The sequence below is a fragment of the Govania unica genome (genome assembly GCF_027920805.1).
Classification (GTDB): domain Bacteria; phylum Pseudomonadota; class Alphaproteobacteria; order Sphingomonadales; family Govanellaceae; genus Govanella; species Govanella unica.
In genome coordinates this window covers 465,513-484,521 of record NZ_JANWOI010000001.1, presented here as the reverse complement: position 1 = coordinate 484,521, position 19,009 = coordinate 465,513, and the positions used below count along the sequence as shown (strand labels likewise).

Here is a 19,009-nt window from a genome sequence, read left to right as displayed (position 1 = left end):
CATGCCCAAATCCCCCGATTCAAAAGACCCCGCATCCCTGCCCTATCGTCCCTGCGTCGGCGTGACCCTGTTCAACGCCCGGGGGCTGGTTTTTATCGGCCAGCGTATCGACACCGAAATCGAAGCCTGGCAGATGCCTCAGGGCGGCATAGACGAGGGCGAGGACCCGAAAACCGCCGCCTTCCGTGAACTGTTCGAAGAGACCGGCATCGATCAGGCCGAAATCATCGCCGAGCATCCGGACTGGCTGACCTACGACTTGCCCCCACATCTTGTGGGCAAGGTGTGGAAAGGTCGCTATCGCGGCCAGATCCAGAAATGGTTTGCCATGCGTTTTCTCGGTGATGACAGCGCCATCCATCTCGACACCCCGCATCCCGAATTCAACGCCTGGCGCTGGGTGCCGCTTGCCGAAACGCCCAATCTGATCGTGCCGTTCAAGCGCGCGCTTTACGCCGATATTTCCCGCGTCTTCGCGCCCTATGCGCGGCCGCTCTGAGGACCGTAATTTATGTCTGATACTCCGCCCGACCGCCCCTCTTTCGAGGCGCTCACGCTCGCCCGTGACGCTCTCCGCGATTTGTGGGACGCCCGGCGCTTCCATGTGATCCTGTCGCTGATTGCCGTGCTGCCGCGTGCGGTGATGGACGCCTTCGGCCTCCTCAGCCCCTATTATGCCGGTGTGCTGGCGCAAACCCTGCCGCCCGGTTATTGGCAGGCGGCGCTGCTGTTCCTGCTGTGGGCGGCGCTGTGGAACACACCCATGCTGGTGCTGTGGTTCCGTCGGTTCATGGTCGGCCCTCAGGACGTGCTCAGGCTTGGGCTCGGCCAGCTGACCCAACGCTCCCTGTTGTTTCTCGGCTATAGTTTTCTGTTGATTGTGGGCATCGGCGTCATCGTCATGCTCTCCACCGTCGTCCTGAGCGGCATTCTCTCCATCTTCGCCAGCGGCAAATCAGCCGCCGCTTTGCCCTTTGGCTTTTTGCTCGTTCTCGTGATCGGCCTTTATTTCTTCTTCGGTACCCGCTTCATGCTCACCTTCGGGGCGCTCACGGTCGGGGAGCGTCTGTCGCTCCGCGACAGCTGGCGCCTGACCGCCAACATTGCCGGCCCCATCATCGGCGCCCTGGCGCTCTGCCTCCTAGGCAGCCTTATGGTGGCCCAGGGTATCTATTGGCTGGTGACACTGGCGATCATTGGCCCCTCCGGCATCCCCGCCGGGGCTCCCGTGCCAGCGGTACTCCACATCCTCGACCTCATCCTGGCCCCGCTCAACTACGCCGCCACAGCCCTTATGGCCGCCATCTGCGCCCGCGTTTATCACGCCCTCCGCCACCCTTGACGTCTTGCGAGGCGGCGAAGCCGACGAAGCAATCCAGTGCTGCGGGCAAGTTCCTGGATTGCTTCGCCCAAGGGGGCTCGCAATGACTGTATATGGAGAGGGAATAATGAAACAGCCCGCCATCTACATCATGGCCAATCAGCAAAACGGTACGCTTTATGTCGGCGTCACATCCGACCTCATCAAACGCGCCTATGAGCATCGGGAGGCGGCACACCCCGGCTTCACCAAGCAATATGGTTGCAAACTGCTCGTCTATTACGAGCTGCACCAGGATATGACGGCCGCCATCACTCGCGAAAAGCAGATCAAGGCTGGTTCCCGCAAAAAGAAACTCGCGCTGATCGAAGGAATGAACCCCAACTGGCGTGACCTGTTCGAGGATATTGTCTAAGTCTTCTGGATCGCCACGGCGCTAAAGCGCCTCGCGATGACGTCACCAAAACCGTCATTGCGAGGAGGCGGAGCCGACGCGGCAATCCAGACTGCGGGCGAGACACAGCCTCACGCCGCCCGGTTCAGCCGATCCTGACGCCACTGCACGAATTTCCAGGCTGTCTTGGCCGCCGTATTCCCGAGCCAGCCATTCGGGTTCAGGGCCGCCGCGCGCAGGATCATGCGGGCGGCGTTGTCCACATGGGGCTCACGGTAAAGGCCCATGGCCTGCCGCCAGTAGGTCTGGGCGAACAGCTTGTTTTCGTAAGCCGTCTCAGGCGCGGTGAAGGCGATATTGGCGCTGTAATAGGCATAGGCCAGTTCATCGTCTTCGGCCTCCTGCACGCGGCCGAGTGCGACTTTGAGCCGTGACCAGACCGGCATCTTGCCGTCACGTTCATAACGCTTCAGATGCTTTTCAAACAATTGATAATGAAAGAATTCATCGGTGGCGATGCGCTTGCCGATGTCTTTCAGAACCGGCTCGGCGCTGGCGTCGCGAATGGCGGAATAAAACGACGACGTCCCTGTCTCGACCACGCAGCGGGCGATCAATTCCCCCACCCGCGAGCCCCGCACGCTTGCGCTCACATCAAGCGGCAGGCTGTAACCGGCGCGAAAATACGCAAGACTTTCGGCAAAGGAAAAGCTCGGGTCCGCCATCTCAGCCCAACGTCCTAGGGCCGCGCCATGCTGCGCCTCTTCCTCGCCCCACTGAACAACGGCCGCCTTGAAGGTCTCATCATCGTGAAAAACATTGCAGAGATAGGTCACATAATCAGCGCTGTTGGCCTCGACCAGCGACGCCGTTTTGACCACCGCCAGCAAATCCGGCGTGACCTTCGCGGCCTCGAACCGGTCCCAGGCGATATCGTCCAATGTCCAACGCGCGCTCATGTTCTACCTCGGAAAGCAAACAACCCATGCCAGAGCAATAGGCCCTAAAAATGTCAAGTCTGGGGCAGACCATCAATCTACGGCCAAGCCCTTAACCTGTCATGAAAAAACCCCAAGGTTCGCAAACCTTGGGGTTTTAAAATCACATCTGCGAAACGAGTTAAGCCGCTTGCGCCACGACGTCGCGCTTGGCCCTGGCACCTTCAAGCGCGGCTTCCGCGCGCGCCTTCAGATCCGGATCCTTGGCATCGGCGACGTCTTCCGCGAGGTTCTTGATCTCCTGATCAAGCGCCGTCAGATCGACATCGCTCAGCAGCACAGCTTCTTCAGCAAGAAGCGTCAGTACGGTCTGCGTCACGTCGGCAAAGCCGCCCGAGACGAAGAGCCTGGTCACCGAGCCGTCTTCATGCACTTCGACGATACCCGGCCGGATGGTCGAGATCAGTGGCGCATGCCCGACCATGACGCCGAAGTCGCCTTCGGCGCCCGGTACGATCACCATGTCGGCCTGTGTGGAAATCATCAGGCGTTCCGGTGATACGAGCTCGAACTTGAATTTATCCGCCATGGCAATTTGCCCTCAATTCCGGATTAAGCCGCTTGAGCAGCGAGCTTTTCCGCCTTCTGGACGGCTTCTTCGATCGAACCGACCATGTAGAAAGCCGCTTCCGGCAGGTGATCATACTCACCGGCGCAGATCGCCTTGAAGCTTTTCACGGTGTCTTCGAGCGCAACGAACTTGCCCGAGATGCCGGTGAAGACTTCGGCCACATGGAACGGCTGGCTCAGGAAGCGCTGGATCTTACGGGCGCGAGCGACCATGATCTTGTCGTCTTCCGAAAGTTCGTCCATGCCGAGAATGGCGATGATGTCCTGCAGCGACTTGTATTTCTGCAGAATGGTCTGAACCTGACGGGCCACGTTGTAATGCTCGTCCCCAACAACACGCGGATCAAGGATGCGCGAGGTCGAGTCAAGCGGGTCAACGGCCGGGAAAATGGCCTGTTCGGCGATCGAACGCGACAACACGGTGGTTGCGTCCAAATGGGCGAACGAGGTTGCCGGTGCCGGATCGGTCAAGTCATCGGCGGGAACGTAAATGGCCTGCACCGAGGTGATCGACCCCTTATGGGTGGAGGTGATGCGTTCCTGCAGCGCGCCCATGTCGGTTGCGAGCGTCGGTTGATAGCCCACGGCCGAAGGAATACGGCCAAGCAGAGCCGACACTTCCGAACCAGCCTGAGTAAAGCGGAAGATGTTGTCGATGAAGAACAACACGTCCTGGCCTTCCTGGTCGCGGAAATATTCTGCGACGGTCAGACCGGTCAAAGCCACACGAGCACGCGCTCCTGGCGGTTCGTTCATCTGACCGTAAACAAGCGCCACTTTGGACTTGTCGCCTTCAAGGTCGATAACGCCGGATTCGATCATTTCGTGGTAGAGATCGTTGCCTTCACGGGTCCGCTCCCCAACACCGGCGAACACGGAATAACCACCGTGGCCTTTGGCGATGTTGTTGATCAGTTCCATGATGGTCACGGTCTTGCCGACGCCGGCACCCCCGAAGAGACCGATCTTGCCGCCCTTCGCATAAGGCGCCAGAAGGTCGATGACCTTAATGCCCGTCACGAGGATCTCGGCTTCCGTCGACTGCTCGATGAAGGACGGGGCCTGCGCATGGATCTGCGCTTTTTGCTTGGTCACAACCGGACCGCGTTCGTCGATCGGCTCGCCGATCACGTTCATGATGCGGCCGAGCGTCTCAGGTCCCACCGGAACCATGATCGGAGACCCGGTATCGGTCACTTCCTGACCGCGGACCAGACCGTCGGTCGAGTCCATGGCGATGGTCCGGACCGAATTTTCGCCCAGATGCTGCGAAACTTCGAGCACCAGACGGTTGCCCTGGTTGGTGGTTTCCAGCGCGCCCAAAATCTGCGGCAGCTGATCGTCGAACTGGACGTCCACGACCGCGCCGATCACCTGGGTGATGCGACCGATGTTCTGTTTCGCCATTCTTCAACTCCTCGGCTAAACCGGAGGCCCTGCCGCCGGTGATCTCGTCTTTAGAGCGCCTCAGCGCCCGAAATAATTTCAATCAGTTCCTTGGTGATCGCCGCCTGACGGGTGCGGTTATAAGTGATCGTCAGACGGTTGATCATGTCGCCCGCGTTGCGGGTCGCGCTGTCCATGGCGGTCATGCGCGAACCCTGTTCGCTGGCGGCGTTTTCGAGCAGTGCGCGGAAAACCTGCACCCGCACGTTGCGGGGCAGAAGATCGGCCAGGATCTCTTCCTCGTCCGGCTCATATTCATAGACAGCGCCGTTGAGGTTCGGGCCCTGAACGGCGGCGCTTTCATCGATCGCAGCCGGGATCAGGACCTGCTTGGTTACAATCTGCGTCAAAGCCGACTGGAACTTCGCATAGAACAGGCTGCAAACGTCGAATTCACCCGCCGCGAACATCTGCAGAATCCGGTCGCCAATGGCGCCGGCGTCAGCAAAGCCCACGCGTTTGATATGGCCGGTTTCCATATGATCGACGATCAAGCCGGCATAATCACGCCGCAGAACCTGCGCGCCCTTTCTGCCAACGGTCAGAATCTTGATCGTCTTGCCCGCTTCAAGCAAACGGCGGATTTCAACCCGCGCTGCCCGTACGATATTGGTATTGAACCCGCCGCAAAGACCACGATCAGAGGTCGCGACCACCAGAAGATGGACGTCGTCCTTGCCCGTGCCAGCCAGAAGCGCTGGTGCGCCCGGCTGGTTTTTCAGGCTCGCTCCGAGAGAGGCGAGCACCCCCTCCATGCGCTCGGCATACGGCCGGGCAGCTTCCGCCGCGTCTTGCGCGCGGCGGAGTTTGGAGGCGGCCACCATTTTCATGGCCTTTGTGATCTTCTGCGTCGAGCGGACACTTGTAATCCGATTGCGCAGATCCTTAAGGCTTGCCATTCCGGTCTAGACCCTCTTTAGTCTTTTACCCCGTCGCCCACCTGAATTCAGGCGAACGACTTGACGAACTTGCCCAGGATAGCCTTGAGCTTGGCATCAATCTCGTCAGAGATTTTCTGCTCGTCGCGGATCGTCTTCAGAACATCAGCGTGATCGGCGCGCATCTCAGAGAGATAGAGACGCTCGAAACGCACCACGTCATCGGTCTTCACGTCGTCAAGGAAGCCCTTCACGCCGGCGAAGATCGAGACCACCTGTTCTTCAACAGGCATCGGTACATATTGATCCTGCTTCAGAAGTTCCGTCAGACGGGCGCCGCGGTTCAGAAGTTTCTGAGTTGCAGCGTCCAGATCCGAACCGAACTGGGCGAAGGCGGCCATTTCGCGATACTGCGCGAGTTCGAGCTTGATCGAACCGGCAACCTGCTTCATCGCCTTGGTCTGAGCGGCCGAACCCACGCGGCTGACCGACAGACCGACGTTGATAGCCGGACGAATGCCCTGATAGAACAGGCCGGTTTCCAGGAAGATCTGGCCGTCGGTGATCGAAATCACGTTGGTCGGAATATAGGCCGACACGTCGCCAGCCTGGGTTTCAATGATCGGCAAAGCGGTCAAGGAACCAGCGCCGTTGGCGTCGCTCATCTTTGCAGCACGCTCAAGCAGGCGGCTATGCAGATAGAACACGTCGCCCGGGTAAGCTTCACGTCCCGGAGGACGACGCAGCAACAGCGACATCTGGCGGTAAGCCACGGCCTGCTTGGACAAATCGTCATACACGATCACGGCATGCATGCCGTTGTCGCGGAAGAATTCGCCCATGGTGCAGCCCGTATAAGGAGCCAGGAACTGCAGCGGAGCAGGTTCGGACGCGGTCGCGGCGACCACGATCGAATACTGCATCGCGCCTTCTTCTTCGAGCTTCTTGACGATCTGAGCCACGGTCGAGCGCTTCTGGCCGACGGCGACATAGATGCAATAGAGCTTCTTGGATTCATCAGTGCCGGCGTTGATCGGCTTCTGGTTGATGAAGGTATCGATCGCTACAGCGGTCTTACCGGTCTGACGGTCACCAATGATCAGCTCGCGCTGGCCACGGCCGACCGGCACCAGGCTGTCGACACATTTCAAACCGGTCTGCATCGGCTCATGCACGGATTTGCGCGGGATGATGCCCGGAGCCTTCACTTCGACGCGGGTCCGGACCACATCGGTCAGCGGGCCTTTGCCATCGATCGGGTTGCCGAGACCGTCAACCACGCGGCCAAGAAGGCCACGGCCGACCGGCACGTCAACGATGGTGCCCGTGCGCTTGACGGTGTCACCTTCTTTAATCCCGCGATCTTCGCCGAAAATAACGACGCCGACGTTATCGGTTTCAAGATTGAGCGCCATGCCTTTGATGCCGCCCGGGAATTCGACGAGCTCACCGGCCTGCACGTTGTCAAGGCCGTAAATGCGAGCGATACCGTCGCCGACCGAGAGCACTTTGCCGACTTCCGAGACTTCAGCTTCCGCCCCGAAATTAGCGATCTGCTCTTTCAAGATCTTGGAGATTTCCGCGGCCCGGATGTCCATTAGCCAACCTCTTTCATAGCAACCTGGAGATTTTGAAGTTTGGTCTTGAGCGATGTATCGATCATGCGCGAGCCAACCTTGACCACAAGCCCGCCAAGCAGGCTTTCGTCAATGCGGGCGTCGAGCGTGACATCGCGACCAACCACTGATTTGAGTTTCGCTTTAAGTGCCTCGACCTGAGCGCCAGACAGCGCCTGAGCAGAAACAACTTCGGCCGTAACCTCGCCGCGTTCATTAGCCACCAGCGCACGATAGGCGGTGATGATGTCGCCAAACGAGCCGACACGGCCGTTCTCTGCCAGCACGCCGAAGAAATGGCGCGTCAGAACATTCACCGGCTTTGCGTCCGAGACCTGCGACAGATTGTCGAGAAGCGCAAGCAACGCCCGGCCACGCTCGCCACGCTGTATCAGCGGGCTCGTGATCAGGGCGCGAACGGCATCACTTCCGGCCGCCAGCGCTTCAAGAGCATTAAGATCCTGAGCCACGGCGTCGAGCGCCCCGGCATCCTTTGCGAGTTCGAAAAGCGCAAGAGCATAACGACCGGCCGCACCCGCCACAACGGCTGCTCCGATCTTGCCACCTGACGCTTCGGGGGCGTTGCCCGCTGACACCGATCTGATCCCCTGTACATAAGCACGACACCCGGGACATTCCCTGCGGCCGCGACCGTTACAACGTAAATTCTCCGGATTCGGCCTGCCCAACAAACCTGACAACTATATCAAGTCGTTAGCCAACCGAGCGCCCCAACGGATGGTGTCTCAACCCTCCATTAGCGCGCCGCTTACCTAACATAGCATTCAGCAGACTGCAACCTGACTCTTGAGCGTGGTTCCCAATATACGCGCCGCGCCGATTGCGACATAGGCCTACAACTTGGTCAGCCGAATTCCCGGTCACGTCCTCGTCCGCTCGGCCAAGGGTAGAGGAATCAAGTTGGCCATCACATTCCCCCCCCCCAACGCGTCTCTAAAACTGCCGCCGGCACTTCATCCAGAGATTTCATCCCCTGCACCTGGAGAATCCTATTACTCTGCTAAAAATACGCAAGACAGCATAGAAAAGGCATTAAGACTGAAGACAAAAAACGATAAAATGTCCAAAATTATTTAAAATTATACTTTATTAAAGAAAAGAATCTTTCGATTAAGGCAAAATTATTTAATAGATCTTATTTCAGAATAAAGAAATACTTTCTACACTAATATGTGCAACAGGCACTATCAGCTTGCAGTTGCTGATATCCTATTGGGCAATATGAAAACCTTGATCCTATCATTAGGTGATCAAGCCTGTGAGATGCGCTGCCCGTTCATCTTCGACCTCATCAAAGTGATCCTGAATTTATCCGATAGCTTATAGGCAAGGCAGGTAATGGACCCGACTATCTCATCTCGCTTGCCCAAAATGTTTACCTTTTCAAAAACAACAAGAACCTGAAGTATAGGCATCTTAAAGACCTTAAGAAGCTTATCCCTGATGATTTCGCTGCCTTCTGCGCGCAATGCTCCGAAAGCATTCGTGCCAAATTTAACGATCCAGCCGTCAATCTGACTGCGGAAAGCAACTAGACAGATCCTGCTGAAAAAGCGGACCAGAAACTCTAGGTCACAAGCGCCGAATTCTTCGATGCCAATGAATACCTGCGCATCTGTAAAACCATGACACGAAATCGTGAAGCCTTGATGGATGGTTCCAGAACGTCTGACAATACGAAATGGCGTCGAAACACTGAAACTTTGCCACTCTCTCCGACCCATATGTATGTCTCGACCCTCAATGCCGAGACTGCCCATCAAGACAAAACAGCCAAACGAAAACACAGATCGTTGAGTCAGTGATCCAGAAAGTCTCAATGCTTAAGAAAAGCAATCATTATCGAGTCTACGACTTTTCGAAAAAATGACGATTTCGACCTCAACCCCTGACATTAAATGATCCAACCGGCCGCCTTCCCTACGGCCGATTTTCTTTTGTAATCACAAACAAGCCTTGCCTCGCGTCATACCTGCAATTCGGTTTTTAACCAGATATTGCAGGCAGTATTGAACCATGGAAGATTCCAAGCAACCCGAAGCAAATATCATCATGATGTCGACCAAGGCTCCTCTGGATGCCGTCGCGCTTGATGAGGCTTTTTTGCGCATTCAGCCCATGAATAAAGACCACGCTCGCCTCGACGAAGAAACCTCGCTCAAGGATCAACTTAAAAAATCGACCATCCATTTTTATGGCGTGTACAACGATCCGACCGAAACCGTCGATACTATCAAAGACCTTTCCGGCATTGAAATCGATGAATCCCTGACGCGGGCCGCTTATTGCGGGGCTTTCCTGAGGTCTCTGGGTGCGGAAACAATCATTTACATGTCCTCTTACGGGGGCACGATGATTGCCACGGGTCTTTTGATCCGCTTTGCCGGATTCGATATACTTGCCACAAAGCTTGCAATGACTGGCTTCGCTGTCGCCTCCATGCCGAACGCGCGCATTCTGTTCAATAGTCTGATAAAACCGCCCGCAGACAACCTCCCCGACGATAAAAAAGCGCTCTTTGACCGGCTCAATAAATATGCCTTCATGCCGTTGTCCTGGGTGATCGGGGGCGGCGCCGTCGGTGGCGTTCTTACATATCTTGGAGATACCAACTTTGGCACGCAACAGGTCGTTGGCGCCACGGCCGCGACATTCGTCGGGCCCCTCATGCTTGGCCTGCGCAGCGTAACCCGCACCTGCCTGAAGGGCTCGATCATCATCGATCCTGAATACCCTGCGGTGAAGGACGCTTTCAACCGAGCCTACAGCGACCAGCCAAACCCGCAAGACAACCATCGCAGCCATCGCTGGGGCATGGCCCGTGACACGTTCAATCGTGGGCTCATCCTAAGTGGAACAGCGCTCGCTCTCATCCTGACAAACACCATAGCCATTCAGACTTTTTGCATCGACGGGAAAGCCGATCTCGAGAATATTCTTGCCAATAACGGCACCATAACCAACGACGACCTCAATACATATTGCACAGGCGGCAGCGCGACCTATTTGTTCCGGGAGATTGGCCTTTCTTTGGCAAATTCCGTCGGCATGTTGATCGTCGAACCGGTCCTGAATAATGCACTCAACAAGGTCTATGATTACTTCTATCCGACAATGCAGGATGAGGAAGAACTCGAAACCTTCCATCAACAATAACCGCCATGCTGTCCCGCTTGCATGCCGAGAGAAAAATCGGTGCGGCTTTTGCCTCTGCCGTCACCGATCTTTTTCTCGGCCGCTATGACCGATTGGGGCGCGCCACCGAAACACAGCCTGCGGTTTTTCATTGCGCTTTTCTGCTCGATATAATTCCACGCCTGATGACAGCGGCCGAGGATTTTTCCCATCCCACCGGCGCCGGATTATATTTTGTCCGCGACCGCGCCTCGGCAGCCCATGACGCGCGCTGGTGGCAACGTCGCCCGCAGGGCGCCTATGCGGCGTTTCTTGCCAAATTTCAAGAAACCCTCGACATCCGCGAGGCGCGCTATCTTGCTCTGCTTGCTCGAAATTACGTGCCCCGGGACCGGGAGCTTTATGCCTTCACATATCTCGGGAGGTTGCAGCAAGACTATCGGTCAACCCCCGTCATTCACCTGCCCCAGGCGGCCGAGCCTTTCACCCTGATAAGCCGCCGTGTCTTCACAGCTGGGTACCCACTGGTGATTGACCGGGATATTTACATGCCGAACCACGACACCGCGCGATTTGAGCAAGTCCCGTTACGATCCCTCAGTCGCGGCATCCGCGCCATGCCCATGCTGCTGATCCGGGAAGATGATGCCCATATTTCAAGCGTCAATCACGCCTTTCCGAACTCCTAGCTCGCAGTCTTTATCACAAACCATGCCTGAACCCGTCATGCCGCGAGACAGTTTAACCTCATTAGGTAAGGTCAGGTCTGACATCATGGACACATCTGAAAAATCCCCGCGCGAAGATTCCAAAAATGATCCCCTGTTTCTCATCGTCCCTTTCCAATCCCCGACGGATCCGGATGCCATAGAAAAAGCCGCGCTCAATGATCCGGATGATCTTGTCCTATCCACAGCTGTGCATGACAACGCCACATTCGCACTGCACCCGGTCAGCGACATTCCAAGCGACACACTGTCCCAAATCCAGGACGCAACCGAAGCAGAACCGAATGAAGCCCTGTCTGCGGCCGCGCAATGCGGAGCGTTGTGGAAATCGATCGGCATCGAAACGGCCATTTATACCTGCTCCTACGGAGCCACGACGTTGGCGAGCGGGCTGATCATCCGCTATACTCAAGCAAGCCCTCTCCTCATCCTTCTTCTCGCCGGGGGCAGCGGAGTTATCGCCAATGACAATATGCGCATTCTGTTCACGAGCCTCCTGAAACCACCGGGAGAAGACATTCCGGAATCAAAAAGAGAGCAACATGCCAATATCAGCAAATATGCACTGCTGCCGCTCTCGCTCCTAGCTTCAGGCACGGTATCCGGCTCAACCCTGTCTGTCCTTGGCGACACCAACCTCGGTACTCAGCAAATTGTTCTCTCCATCGCCACCCAGTTCACCGGCCCGGTGATGGGCGCGCTTGGCGTCGGCCTGCGCCAATGTTACCGCGGCTCTGTCATCCTCAAACCCGAGCATGACGGTGTTGCGACATCCTTCAAGAAATTCTATAGCTGCCAGCCGAATCCGTTTGATGAAAAACGCCCCTATGTCTTCGGCACCATCCGCAACATGCTGACCCGCGTCTTTGCGGTGACGGCGACGGTCTCATCCGCCTGGTACAGTGGCGGCTATCTGCTTGAAAACTACTGCGGCCCGGAAGGTCGGGATCAGCTCTATAACCTCACCAATACGACAGGAAATTACAGCGGCGCCGATGTGCGGGACAATTGCGTCGGTGGAAACGCCACGTTCCTATTCCGCGACTGGGGCCTGTCCCTCGCTTACGGACTGGGGCTCATCGTCGTGCAACCGGCCATGAATTTCGTCTGCAACAAAGTCTTCGATTATTTCTACGCATCAGACGACGCATCCGATGAGGACGACGTCCAGATCGAAGACGTCACCGACCAAGATCCCGAAACTCCGGACGGCGCCACTATCTGAGATCGCCGACCTACATGAACCCATAGGGATCGATGTCGATCTGCACCCTGACTTTGCGGTCCGTGCCCGCCCGGGCGATCCAGTCGCGCAGCATGCGTTGCAGATCGATATCCCGGGCCGCTTTGACCAGCAGCCTCCAACGATGCCGCCCGCGCAACAGCGCGAGCGGCGCAGGTACCGGCCCGAGCACGGAAACGCCGATCCCCACAGGCGCGGTCTGGCTCAGCTTGCGAGCATGACGCGTCACCGCGTCGGCTTCTTCACCCGAAACGATCAACCCGGCGAGCCGTCCAAACGGCGGCATGCCATGATCTTCGCGCGCCTGCAATTCGGCCTCGATAAAAGCATCGCGATCGCCGGAAATGAGCGCCGCCATCACCGGATGTTCCGGCATATAGGTTTGCATCAGCACACGCCCCCGCAAAGCCTCCCGCCCGGCCCGTCCGGCCACCTGGCTGAGCTGCTGATAGGTACGCTCCGCCGCCCGGAGATCGCCACCGGCGAGGCCAAGATCAGCATCAACCACGCCGACCAGCGTCAGTTTCGGAAAATGATAACCCTTGGTCACCATCTGCGTGCCGATGATGCAATCCACGCGATGCTGGGTGATATCGTCAATCACCGCCGCAAATTCCTTGGGCGAGGCCATGAGATCGCTCGACAGCACGGTGACACGAAGGTCGGGGGCGAGCGCCGCGACCTCCTCGGCGATGCGTTCAACCCCGGGACCACAGGCAGCGAACTGCCCTTCGGCCTCGCATTCGGGGCAGGCTGACGGCAGCCGTGTCGCATAACCGCAATGATGACATTGCAAGCGCCCGGCCCCGCGATGCTCCACAAGCCAGGCCGAACATTGCGGACATTCCATGCGATGACCGCAGGTCCGGCACAGGGTGAGCGGCGCATAACCGCGCCGGTTGAGGAACATCAAAGCCTGCTCCCCCGCCGCCACCGTCGCAAGCAGGGCATCGCGCAGGGGCTGGGCCAGGAACCCCCCGCGCGGCAGGCCGGTGCGCCGCAGATCGATAGCCGTCACCTCCGGCAGCACGGCCTCACCATGGCGTTCCGGCAGATGCACATGGGCATAGCGGCCACGGCGCACATTGGACACGGTTTCAAGCGCCGGCGTGGCCGAGGCCAGCACCACCGGGATCGCGCCCTGCTGCGCCCGCACCACCGCCATATCACGGCCCTGGTAAATGACCCCTTCTTCTTGCTTAAAGGCGGCGTCATGCTCTTCATCGACGACAATGAGCGCGAGCGCGGGAAATGGCAGAAACAGCGCCGACCGCGCCCCCACAACCACCCGCGCCTGCCCGTCCGCCGCCGCCCGCCAGGCGCGCCGCCGTTCGCCATCCGTAAGCCCCGAATGCCACAGCACCGGCTCGACCCCGAAACGATCGGCAAACCGTTGCAGCCATTGCGCCGTCAGGGCGATTTCCGGCAACAGCACCAGAACCTGCGCCTGTGGGTTTTCAAGCGCCCGGGCCATGGCCTCGAAATAAACCTCGGTCTTGCCAGATCCGGTGACGCCTTCGAGCAGAATGGGCCGGAATCCCTGCCCGACCGCCTCCATAAGCTCCCCCGCCGCCGCCATCTGCGCAGGCGACAGAATTGGCCCCGCAAGGCTCAGATCCGGCATCGGATAGGGGTCATGCGCCGCCACCTCGACCCCAAGCAGGGTGCCGCCCTCGATCAATCCGCGCACCACCCCCTCACCCACATAGGCCAGGGCGGACAGATCCCGCACTGAGCGCGGCAGGTCATCAATCAACGCATCCAGCAACGCCTGCCGTTCCGTGGTCATGCGCGCGGGCAACGGCCCGCCCCGCCGATAAAGCGTCTTCAGCGGTGCCGGACGCAACGCCTCCGGCACGCTCATAGCCATCTTGAGCACCGCACCCGGCGGCGCCAGCACATAGCCCGCGACCCAGGCGACAAAGCGCCGCGTCACCTCGGGCATCGGCGGCGCATCGAGTCGGGCCGTCACCGGCTTCAGGCGTGCGGTCGGCGTCTTACCCTCGGGCGCGCCGTCCCACACCACCCCGATCACCTGGCGGCCGCCAAGTGGCACCTCCACATAATCACCGGGAGCAAGCCCGAGGCCAGAATCCAGATAATCGAAGGCACCCGCGAGCGGCAGGGGTAAAAGCACACTGATTCTGACTGTTTCGGCCACTATTGCTCTCTGCGCCAGACCATGAACGATTGCCGAGACTATATGCTAAACTGAAGTCCGCTCAACAAGACATCCGCCTCCCCCTGACAAGGACTTGACCCGGCGACTTGCTTTCGAGGGCCGAATCAGGGTACCCCGGCGAGATACGGATCCAGTCAAACAGGTGCCCCAATGAAATTTTTCGTCGATACCGCAGACGTGGCCGCCATCCGCGAGCTGGCCTCGACCGGCCTTCTCGATGGCGTGACCACCAACCCCTCGCTGATCGCGAAGTCCGGCCGCGATTTCTTTGAAGTGCTCAAAGAAATTTGTGCCACCGTCGACGGTCCGGTCAGCGCCGAAGTGACCGCGCTCCAGCATGACGCCATGATGCGCGAGGCCGAAAAGCTGCGCAAAGTCGCGGACAACATCACCATCAAGGTGCCGCTCACCGTCGACGGCCTCAAGACCTGCAAGGCGCTGACCACCGACGGCACCATGGTCAATGTGACGCTTTGCTTCTCGGCCGCTCAGGCCCTCCTCGCCGCCAAGGCTGGCGCGACCTTCATTTCGCCCTTCATCGGCCGTCATGATGACATCGCCCAGGACGGCATGAAGCTGATCGAGGATATCCGCCAGATTTACGACAACTACAACTTCGCGACCCAAATTCTGGTGGCCAGCGTGCGGCACCCCATGCATATCGTCGATGCCGCCCTGATTGGCGCCGATGTCTGCACCGTGCCGCCGGATATCCTGCACAAGCTTTACTATCACCCGCTGACCGAGAAGGGCCTCGCCGCCTTCCTCGCCGACTGGGAAAAAACCGGCCAGACGATTGCTTAAGGACGGCCCTGATCTGACCTGCTAAAATAGTTTGCGGACGGGGTTCATTAACCTTTTCAATTAAGGGTTCTTCAATTCCCGTCCGCTAATGTCTTCATCCGACGACGTAAAGGAGTGGACAGTGCAGACAGAAAGACAGGATGTATTTCTCGGCCTCACCATCGAGCAGGTCCGGGATTTCCTCGCCAGCAATCCAAACTTTCTGGTCGACAATGCCGATCTGCTCCACGCCCTGACTCCGCCGCGCTATAATCGCGGCCAGAATGTCATCGACTTCCAGCATTATATGCTCGACCGCCTGCAACAGGACGTCGAACTGCTCGATCAGTATCGCGACGCCCTCATGCTTGCGAGCCGGGCCAATCTTACCAGTCAGCAACAGGTTCACGCGGCGCTGCTGAGCGCGCTCGACGCCGATAGCTTCGACACTCTCGCCCATGTCATCACCAGCGACTGGGTTGACATGCTGAATGTGGACGCCGTGGCCCTCTGCTTTGAATGCGAGCCCGGCGATGCCTTTGACCTCATGATGCCGTCCGGCGCTCAGCGCCTGCAGCCCGGCGACGTGGCCCGCGTCATGGGCCGCGAAGGCGCCATCCTGTTGCGCGATCACCTGACCGCCGCGTCGCGTGCCGTGTTCGGTCCGGCCGCCGGCCTTATCAGTGCCGAGGCTTTGGTGCGCTTAGCCCCCGGCCCCAACCGCCCGCTCGGTATTCTCGCCATGGGCTCCCGCGATCCCGACTATTACACGCCCGGTCAGGGCACCGAACTGTTGCGCTATACCGGCGCGTCGGTGGAACGCCTGCTCGATCAATGGCTCGCACGCGCGCGCTGATCACCGCCGGGCTCGACCCCGCCCTTTACGCGCCGGAAGTCATCCGGCTGGTGGACGGCTGGCTGCAGAATCTCGACAGCGAACGACGCTTGTCACCCCATACCCTCGACGGCTATGGCCGCGAGATCACGACCTTCCTGCGGTTTCTGAACCAGCATCTCGGCGGCCCGGTGGCTGTTGCGGACCTTGAAGCGCTCAGCCTCAAGGATTACCGCGCCTTCCTCGCCCATCGCCGCAATGACGGCCTGAGCCCGCAATCCCAGGCCCGGGCGCTTTCAGGCCTGCGCACCTTCTTCCGCTTTCTCGCCCGCGACCAGGGCGTGAGCAATGCCGCCATCAGTGCCATACGCTCCCCCAAGCGCCCGAAACGTCTGCCGCGCCCGGTCAGTGTCGAGGATGCTGCTAAACTGCTCGATGAAGCCGAACTCGATGCCGAGGAACCCTGGCTCGCCGCCCGCGACCTGGCCGTGCTCACGCTCCTCTATGGCGCGGGCCTCCGCATCAACGAGGGCCTGTCGCTCAATCACGGTGATCTGCCCACCACTGACGAACTCCGCATTCTCGGCAAAGGCCGTAAGGAACGCATTGTCCCCCTGCTGCCCGTGGTGCGCGAGGCCATCGACGCCTATGTCAAACTCTGCCCCTATGCAAAAACCGCTGAGGACCCACTATTCTATGGCGCGCGCGGCAAGCGCCTGCAATCCGGTATCGTCCAGCGCCTGATGCAACGGCTACGCGCCCGACTCGGCCTGCCGCCGTCGGCCACGCCTCATGCCCTGCGTCATTCCTTCGCCACCCATCTGTTGGGCGCGGGCGGTGGTCTCAGGACCATTCAAGAATTGCTCGGCCACGCAAGCCTCGCCTCGACCCAGCATTACACCGAACTCGATATCGTCGATCTTGTCTCAATCTATGAGAAACATCATCCCGGGGCCTGAGCGAGCCTCAAGACGGCAGAGCTACCTCGACCTTCTCCCATCCGCAGGTCTCGAGATGCGCCGCGGCAATGGCATTGCCCTGAAAACCAAGCCACAGACTCACAAGCCCGTAAATAACCGACACCATCATGGATAGACGCCCGGCGATCTCACCATCCGGGTGAATATAACTCAAAAACCCAAGCACCCCGATCACGCACATGATCGCGCCCCACACCGCAAGACCCCGAAAAAACAAGGGAATCCCGAAACAGCCGGAGAACAGAAACAACCCCCAACTCCACCCCCGCGCCACAATCTGCACACGCCCCGTCCCCGGATGCCGGTATAAAATACCATCGGTCATTGTCTGCTCTCCTTCGTCATCCCGAAATTTTACAATGCGAAGGTTCGCGGAGAGTTAACAAAAAAGGGAGAGCCATAGGCTCTCCCTTTTCCCTATCCGGATATAACCAGAAATTACATATTCAGCGTCCGCTTATGCACCGCGAGGGCCGCTTCCTTCAGGGCTTCGGGATGCGTCGGGTGGGCGTGGCAGGTAAGGGCGATGTCTTCGGCGCTGGCACCGAATTCCATGGCCAGGGCGGCTTCGGCGATCATGGTTCCGGCAACCGCGCCGAGGATATGAACACCGAGGACACGGTCGGTTTTGGCATCAGCCAGGATCTTCACAAAGCCCTCGGTGTTGGCGTTGGCTTTGGCGCGGCCGTTGGCCATGAAGGGGAATTTGCCGACGTTATACTTCACGCCCGCGTCCTTCAGCTCTTCCTCGGTCTTCCCGACGCTGGCCACTTCCGGCATGGTGTAGACGACGCCCGGAATGACGCCATAGTTCACATGCGGCTTCTGACCGGCGATGAGTTCGGCCACAGCAACGCCTTCTTCCTCGGCCTTATGCGCGAGCATGGGGCCACGGATCACGTCGCCGATGGCATAGATGCCCTTCACATTGGTCTCGAAATGATCGTCGACTTCGACCATGCCGCGCTTGTCGGTCTTGATGCCCGCAGCTTCAAGGCCGAGCCCGGTGGTCAGCGGCTTGCGGCCCACGGCCACCAGAACATAATCAGCTTCGAGAGTCTGAGCGTCCCCGCCCGCAACCGGCTCGAACGTGACCTTCGCGCCCTTTTTATCAGACGTCACGCTCGTCACCTTGGACGAGAGCTTGAACTTGAGACCCTGTTTGGTCAGCGACTTTTCAAACGCCTTGGTGACTTCAAGGTCCATGCCGGGGGTGATGCGGTCGAGATATTCAACCACCGTCACCTCAGCCCCAAGACGACGCCATACCGAGCCAAGCTCAAGCCCGATCACGCCCGCGCCGATGACCACAAGATGCTTCGGCACCTCGGGCAGCGCCAGAGCGCCCGTCGATGACAGGATGCGTTTTTCGTCGATCTCCACGCCCGGCAGCGACGATGGCACCGAACCGGTGGCGATGACAATTTTCTTGGCTCCAACGTCGCGGGTTTTCCCGTCAGTGTCGGTAACCTGCACCACGCCTGCCGCCTTGATGGTGCCAAGGCCGCGCAGATGCGTGACCTTGTTTTTCTTGAACAGGAAGGCAATGCCGGCCGTGTTGCTGTCGACCACTTTGGTTTTAAAGCCCTGCATGGCCGCGAGGTCGAGCGAGACGCCCGTGACCTTCACCCCAAGCTCAGCCGTGCCGTGGCCGGTATGGTCATAAACTTCCGACGCATGAAGGAGCGCCTTCGACGGAATGCACCCGACATTCAGACAGGTGCCGCCGAGTGTCGCATCCTTTTCAACGCAGGCGACGCTCAGGCCCAGCTGTGCCGCACGAATGGCCGCGATATAACCGCCAGGGCCCGCGCCGATCACAACAACGTCGAAATTCTCAGACATGATATAAATCCTCGTAAAGCAGAAACAGTCATCC

At 58.8% G+C, this 19,009-nt stretch carries 19 protein-coding genes; 9 read left to right on the top strand and 10 right to left on the bottom strand.

Annotation, left to right across the window (positions count from 1 at the left end; all coding sequences use genetic code 11):
- The first annotated feature begins 1 nt into the window (after position 1).
- From NYP16_RS02160 to NYP16_RS02150, 3 genes are all read left to right on the top strand, one after another.
- Positions 2–499 carry an RNA pyrophosphohydrolase gene (locus tag NYP16_RS02160; protein WP_274942467.1) on the top strand — a complete coding sequence of 166 codons (498 nt, stop codon included), beginning with the start codon at positions 2–4 and terminating at the stop codon, positions 497–499.
- 12 nt (positions 500–511) lie between these two features.
- Positions 512–1,342, top strand: a complete 831-nt coding sequence (locus tag NYP16_RS02155) for a hypothetical protein (protein ID WP_274942466.1) — start codon at positions 512–514, stop codon at positions 1,340–1,342.
- 106 nt (positions 1,343–1,448) lie between these two features.
- The gene (locus NYP16_RS02150; RefSeq protein ID WP_274942465.1) at positions 1,449–1,736 is read left to right on the top strand and encodes a GIY-YIG nuclease family protein; all 288 of its coding nucleotides are present in this window, start codon (positions 1,449–1,451) and stop codon (positions 1,734–1,736) included.
- Between the two features lie 110 nt (positions 1,737–1,846).
- Here NYP16_RS02150 and NYP16_RS02145 read toward each other — a convergent pair whose 3' ends face one another.
- From NYP16_RS02145 to NYP16_RS02115, 7 genes are all read right to left on the bottom strand, one after another.
- Positions 1,847–2,674: a ferritin-like domain-containing protein gene (locus NYP16_RS02145; protein ID WP_274942464.1), complete on the bottom strand. Its 828-nt coding sequence runs from the start codon at positions 2,672–2,674 to the stop codon at positions 1,847–1,849.
- A 160-nt stretch (positions 2,675–2,834) separates the two neighbouring features.
- Positions 2,835–3,242 (bottom strand): F0F1 ATP synthase subunit epsilon, encoded by a 408-nt coding sequence (locus tag NYP16_RS02140; protein WP_274942463.1) that lies wholly within the window; start codon positions 3,240–3,242, stop codon positions 2,835–2,837.
- A gap of 23 nt (positions 3,243–3,265) precedes the next feature.
- Positions 3,266–4,690, bottom strand: a complete 1,425-nt coding sequence (gene atpD, locus NYP16_RS02135; RefSeq protein WP_274942462.1) for a F0F1 ATP synthase subunit beta — start codon at positions 4,688–4,690, stop codon at positions 3,266–3,268.
- Positions 4,691–4,740: 50 nt separating this feature from the next.
- Positions 4,741–5,628: a F0F1 ATP synthase subunit gamma gene (locus NYP16_RS02130; RefSeq protein ID WP_274942461.1), complete on the bottom strand. Its 888-nt coding sequence runs from the start codon at positions 5,626–5,628 to the stop codon at positions 4,741–4,743.
- Positions 5,629–5,675: 47 nt separating this feature from the next.
- Positions 5,676–7,205 carry a F0F1 ATP synthase subunit alpha gene (atpA, locus tag NYP16_RS02125; RefSeq protein ID WP_274942460.1) on the bottom strand — a complete coding sequence of 510 codons (1,530 nt, stop codon included), beginning with the start codon at positions 7,203–7,205 and terminating at the stop codon, positions 5,676–5,678.
- Positions 7,205–7,819: a F0F1 ATP synthase subunit delta gene (locus NYP16_RS02120; RefSeq protein ID WP_274942459.1), complete on the bottom strand. Its 615-nt coding sequence runs from the start codon at positions 7,817–7,819 to the stop codon at positions 7,205–7,207. The genes atpA and NYP16_RS02120 overlap by 1 nt, the downstream gene beginning before the upstream one ends.
- 675 nt (positions 7,820–8,494) lie before the next feature.
- Positions 8,495–8,968, bottom strand: a complete 474-nt coding sequence (locus NYP16_RS02115; RefSeq protein ID WP_274942458.1) for a hypothetical protein — start codon at positions 8,966–8,968, stop codon at positions 8,495–8,497.
- 292 nt (positions 8,969–9,260) lie between these two features.
- Between NYP16_RS02115 and NYP16_RS02110 the strand changes: the two genes are divergently transcribed.
- From NYP16_RS02110 to NYP16_RS02100, 3 genes are read left to right on the top strand one after another with little or no spacing between them, the layout of a single operon-like run.
- Positions 9,261–10,400 (top strand): hypothetical protein, encoded by a 1,140-nt coding sequence (locus NYP16_RS02110; protein ID WP_274942457.1) that lies wholly within the window; start codon positions 9,261–9,263, stop codon positions 10,398–10,400.
- Between the two features lie 5 nt (positions 10,401–10,405).
- Complete coding sequence (locus NYP16_RS02105; RefSeq protein ID WP_274942456.1) at positions 10,406–11,068, top strand: hypothetical protein; 663 nt, start codon at positions 10,406–10,408, stop codon at positions 11,066–11,068.
- Entirely contained in the window at positions 11,022–12,332 is a 1,311-nt protein-coding gene (locus NYP16_RS02100; RefSeq protein WP_274942455.1) for a hypothetical protein, read from the top strand. The genes NYP16_RS02105 and NYP16_RS02100 overlap by 47 nt, the downstream gene beginning before the upstream one ends.
- 10 nt (positions 12,333–12,342) lie before the next feature.
- Here the strand turns inward: NYP16_RS02100 and NYP16_RS02095 are convergent, their stop codons facing one another.
- Positions 12,343–14,511, bottom strand: coding sequence for a primosomal protein N' (locus NYP16_RS02095; protein ID WP_274942454.1), 2,169 nt, complete (start codon positions 14,509–14,511; stop codon positions 12,343–12,345).
- A gap of 171 nt (positions 14,512–14,682) precedes the next feature.
- Between NYP16_RS02095 and fsa the strand changes: the two genes are divergently transcribed.
- The 3 genes from fsa to NYP16_RS02080 all read left to right on the top strand — a co-directional run bounded on the left by fsa (position 14,683) and on the right by NYP16_RS02080 (position 17,109).
- A complete protein-coding gene (gene fsa / locus NYP16_RS02090; RefSeq protein WP_274942453.1) occupies positions 14,683–15,336 on the top strand; it encodes a fructose-6-phosphate aldolase in 654 nt (217 codons plus the stop codon).
- 121 nt (positions 15,337–15,457) lie between these two features.
- Complete coding sequence (locus NYP16_RS02085) at positions 15,458–16,171, top strand: DUF484 family protein (protein ID WP_274942452.1); 714 nt, start codon at positions 15,458–15,460, stop codon at positions 16,169–16,171.
- Positions 16,150–17,109, top strand: coding sequence for a tyrosine recombinase XerC (locus tag NYP16_RS02080; RefSeq protein WP_274942451.1), 960 nt, complete (start codon positions 16,150–16,152; stop codon positions 17,107–17,109). The genes NYP16_RS02085 and NYP16_RS02080 overlap by 22 nt, the downstream gene beginning before the upstream one ends.
- Before the next feature lie 7 nt (positions 17,110–17,116).
- On the opposite strand, the gene NYP16_RS02075 is transcribed toward NYP16_RS02080, so the two are convergent.
- Both NYP16_RS02075 and lpdA read right to left on the bottom strand, forming a co-directional pair.
- A complete protein-coding gene (locus NYP16_RS02075) occupies positions 17,117–17,455 on the bottom strand; it encodes a hypothetical protein (protein ID WP_274942450.1) in 339 nt (112 codons plus the stop codon).
- Between the two features lie 113 nt (positions 17,456–17,568).
- On the bottom strand, positions 17,569–18,975 hold the full coding sequence (gene lpdA / locus NYP16_RS02070) for a dihydrolipoyl dehydrogenase (protein ID WP_274942449.1): 1,407 nt from the start codon (positions 18,973–18,975) through the stop codon (positions 17,569–17,571).
- Positions 18,976–19,009 lie beyond the last annotated feature (34 nt).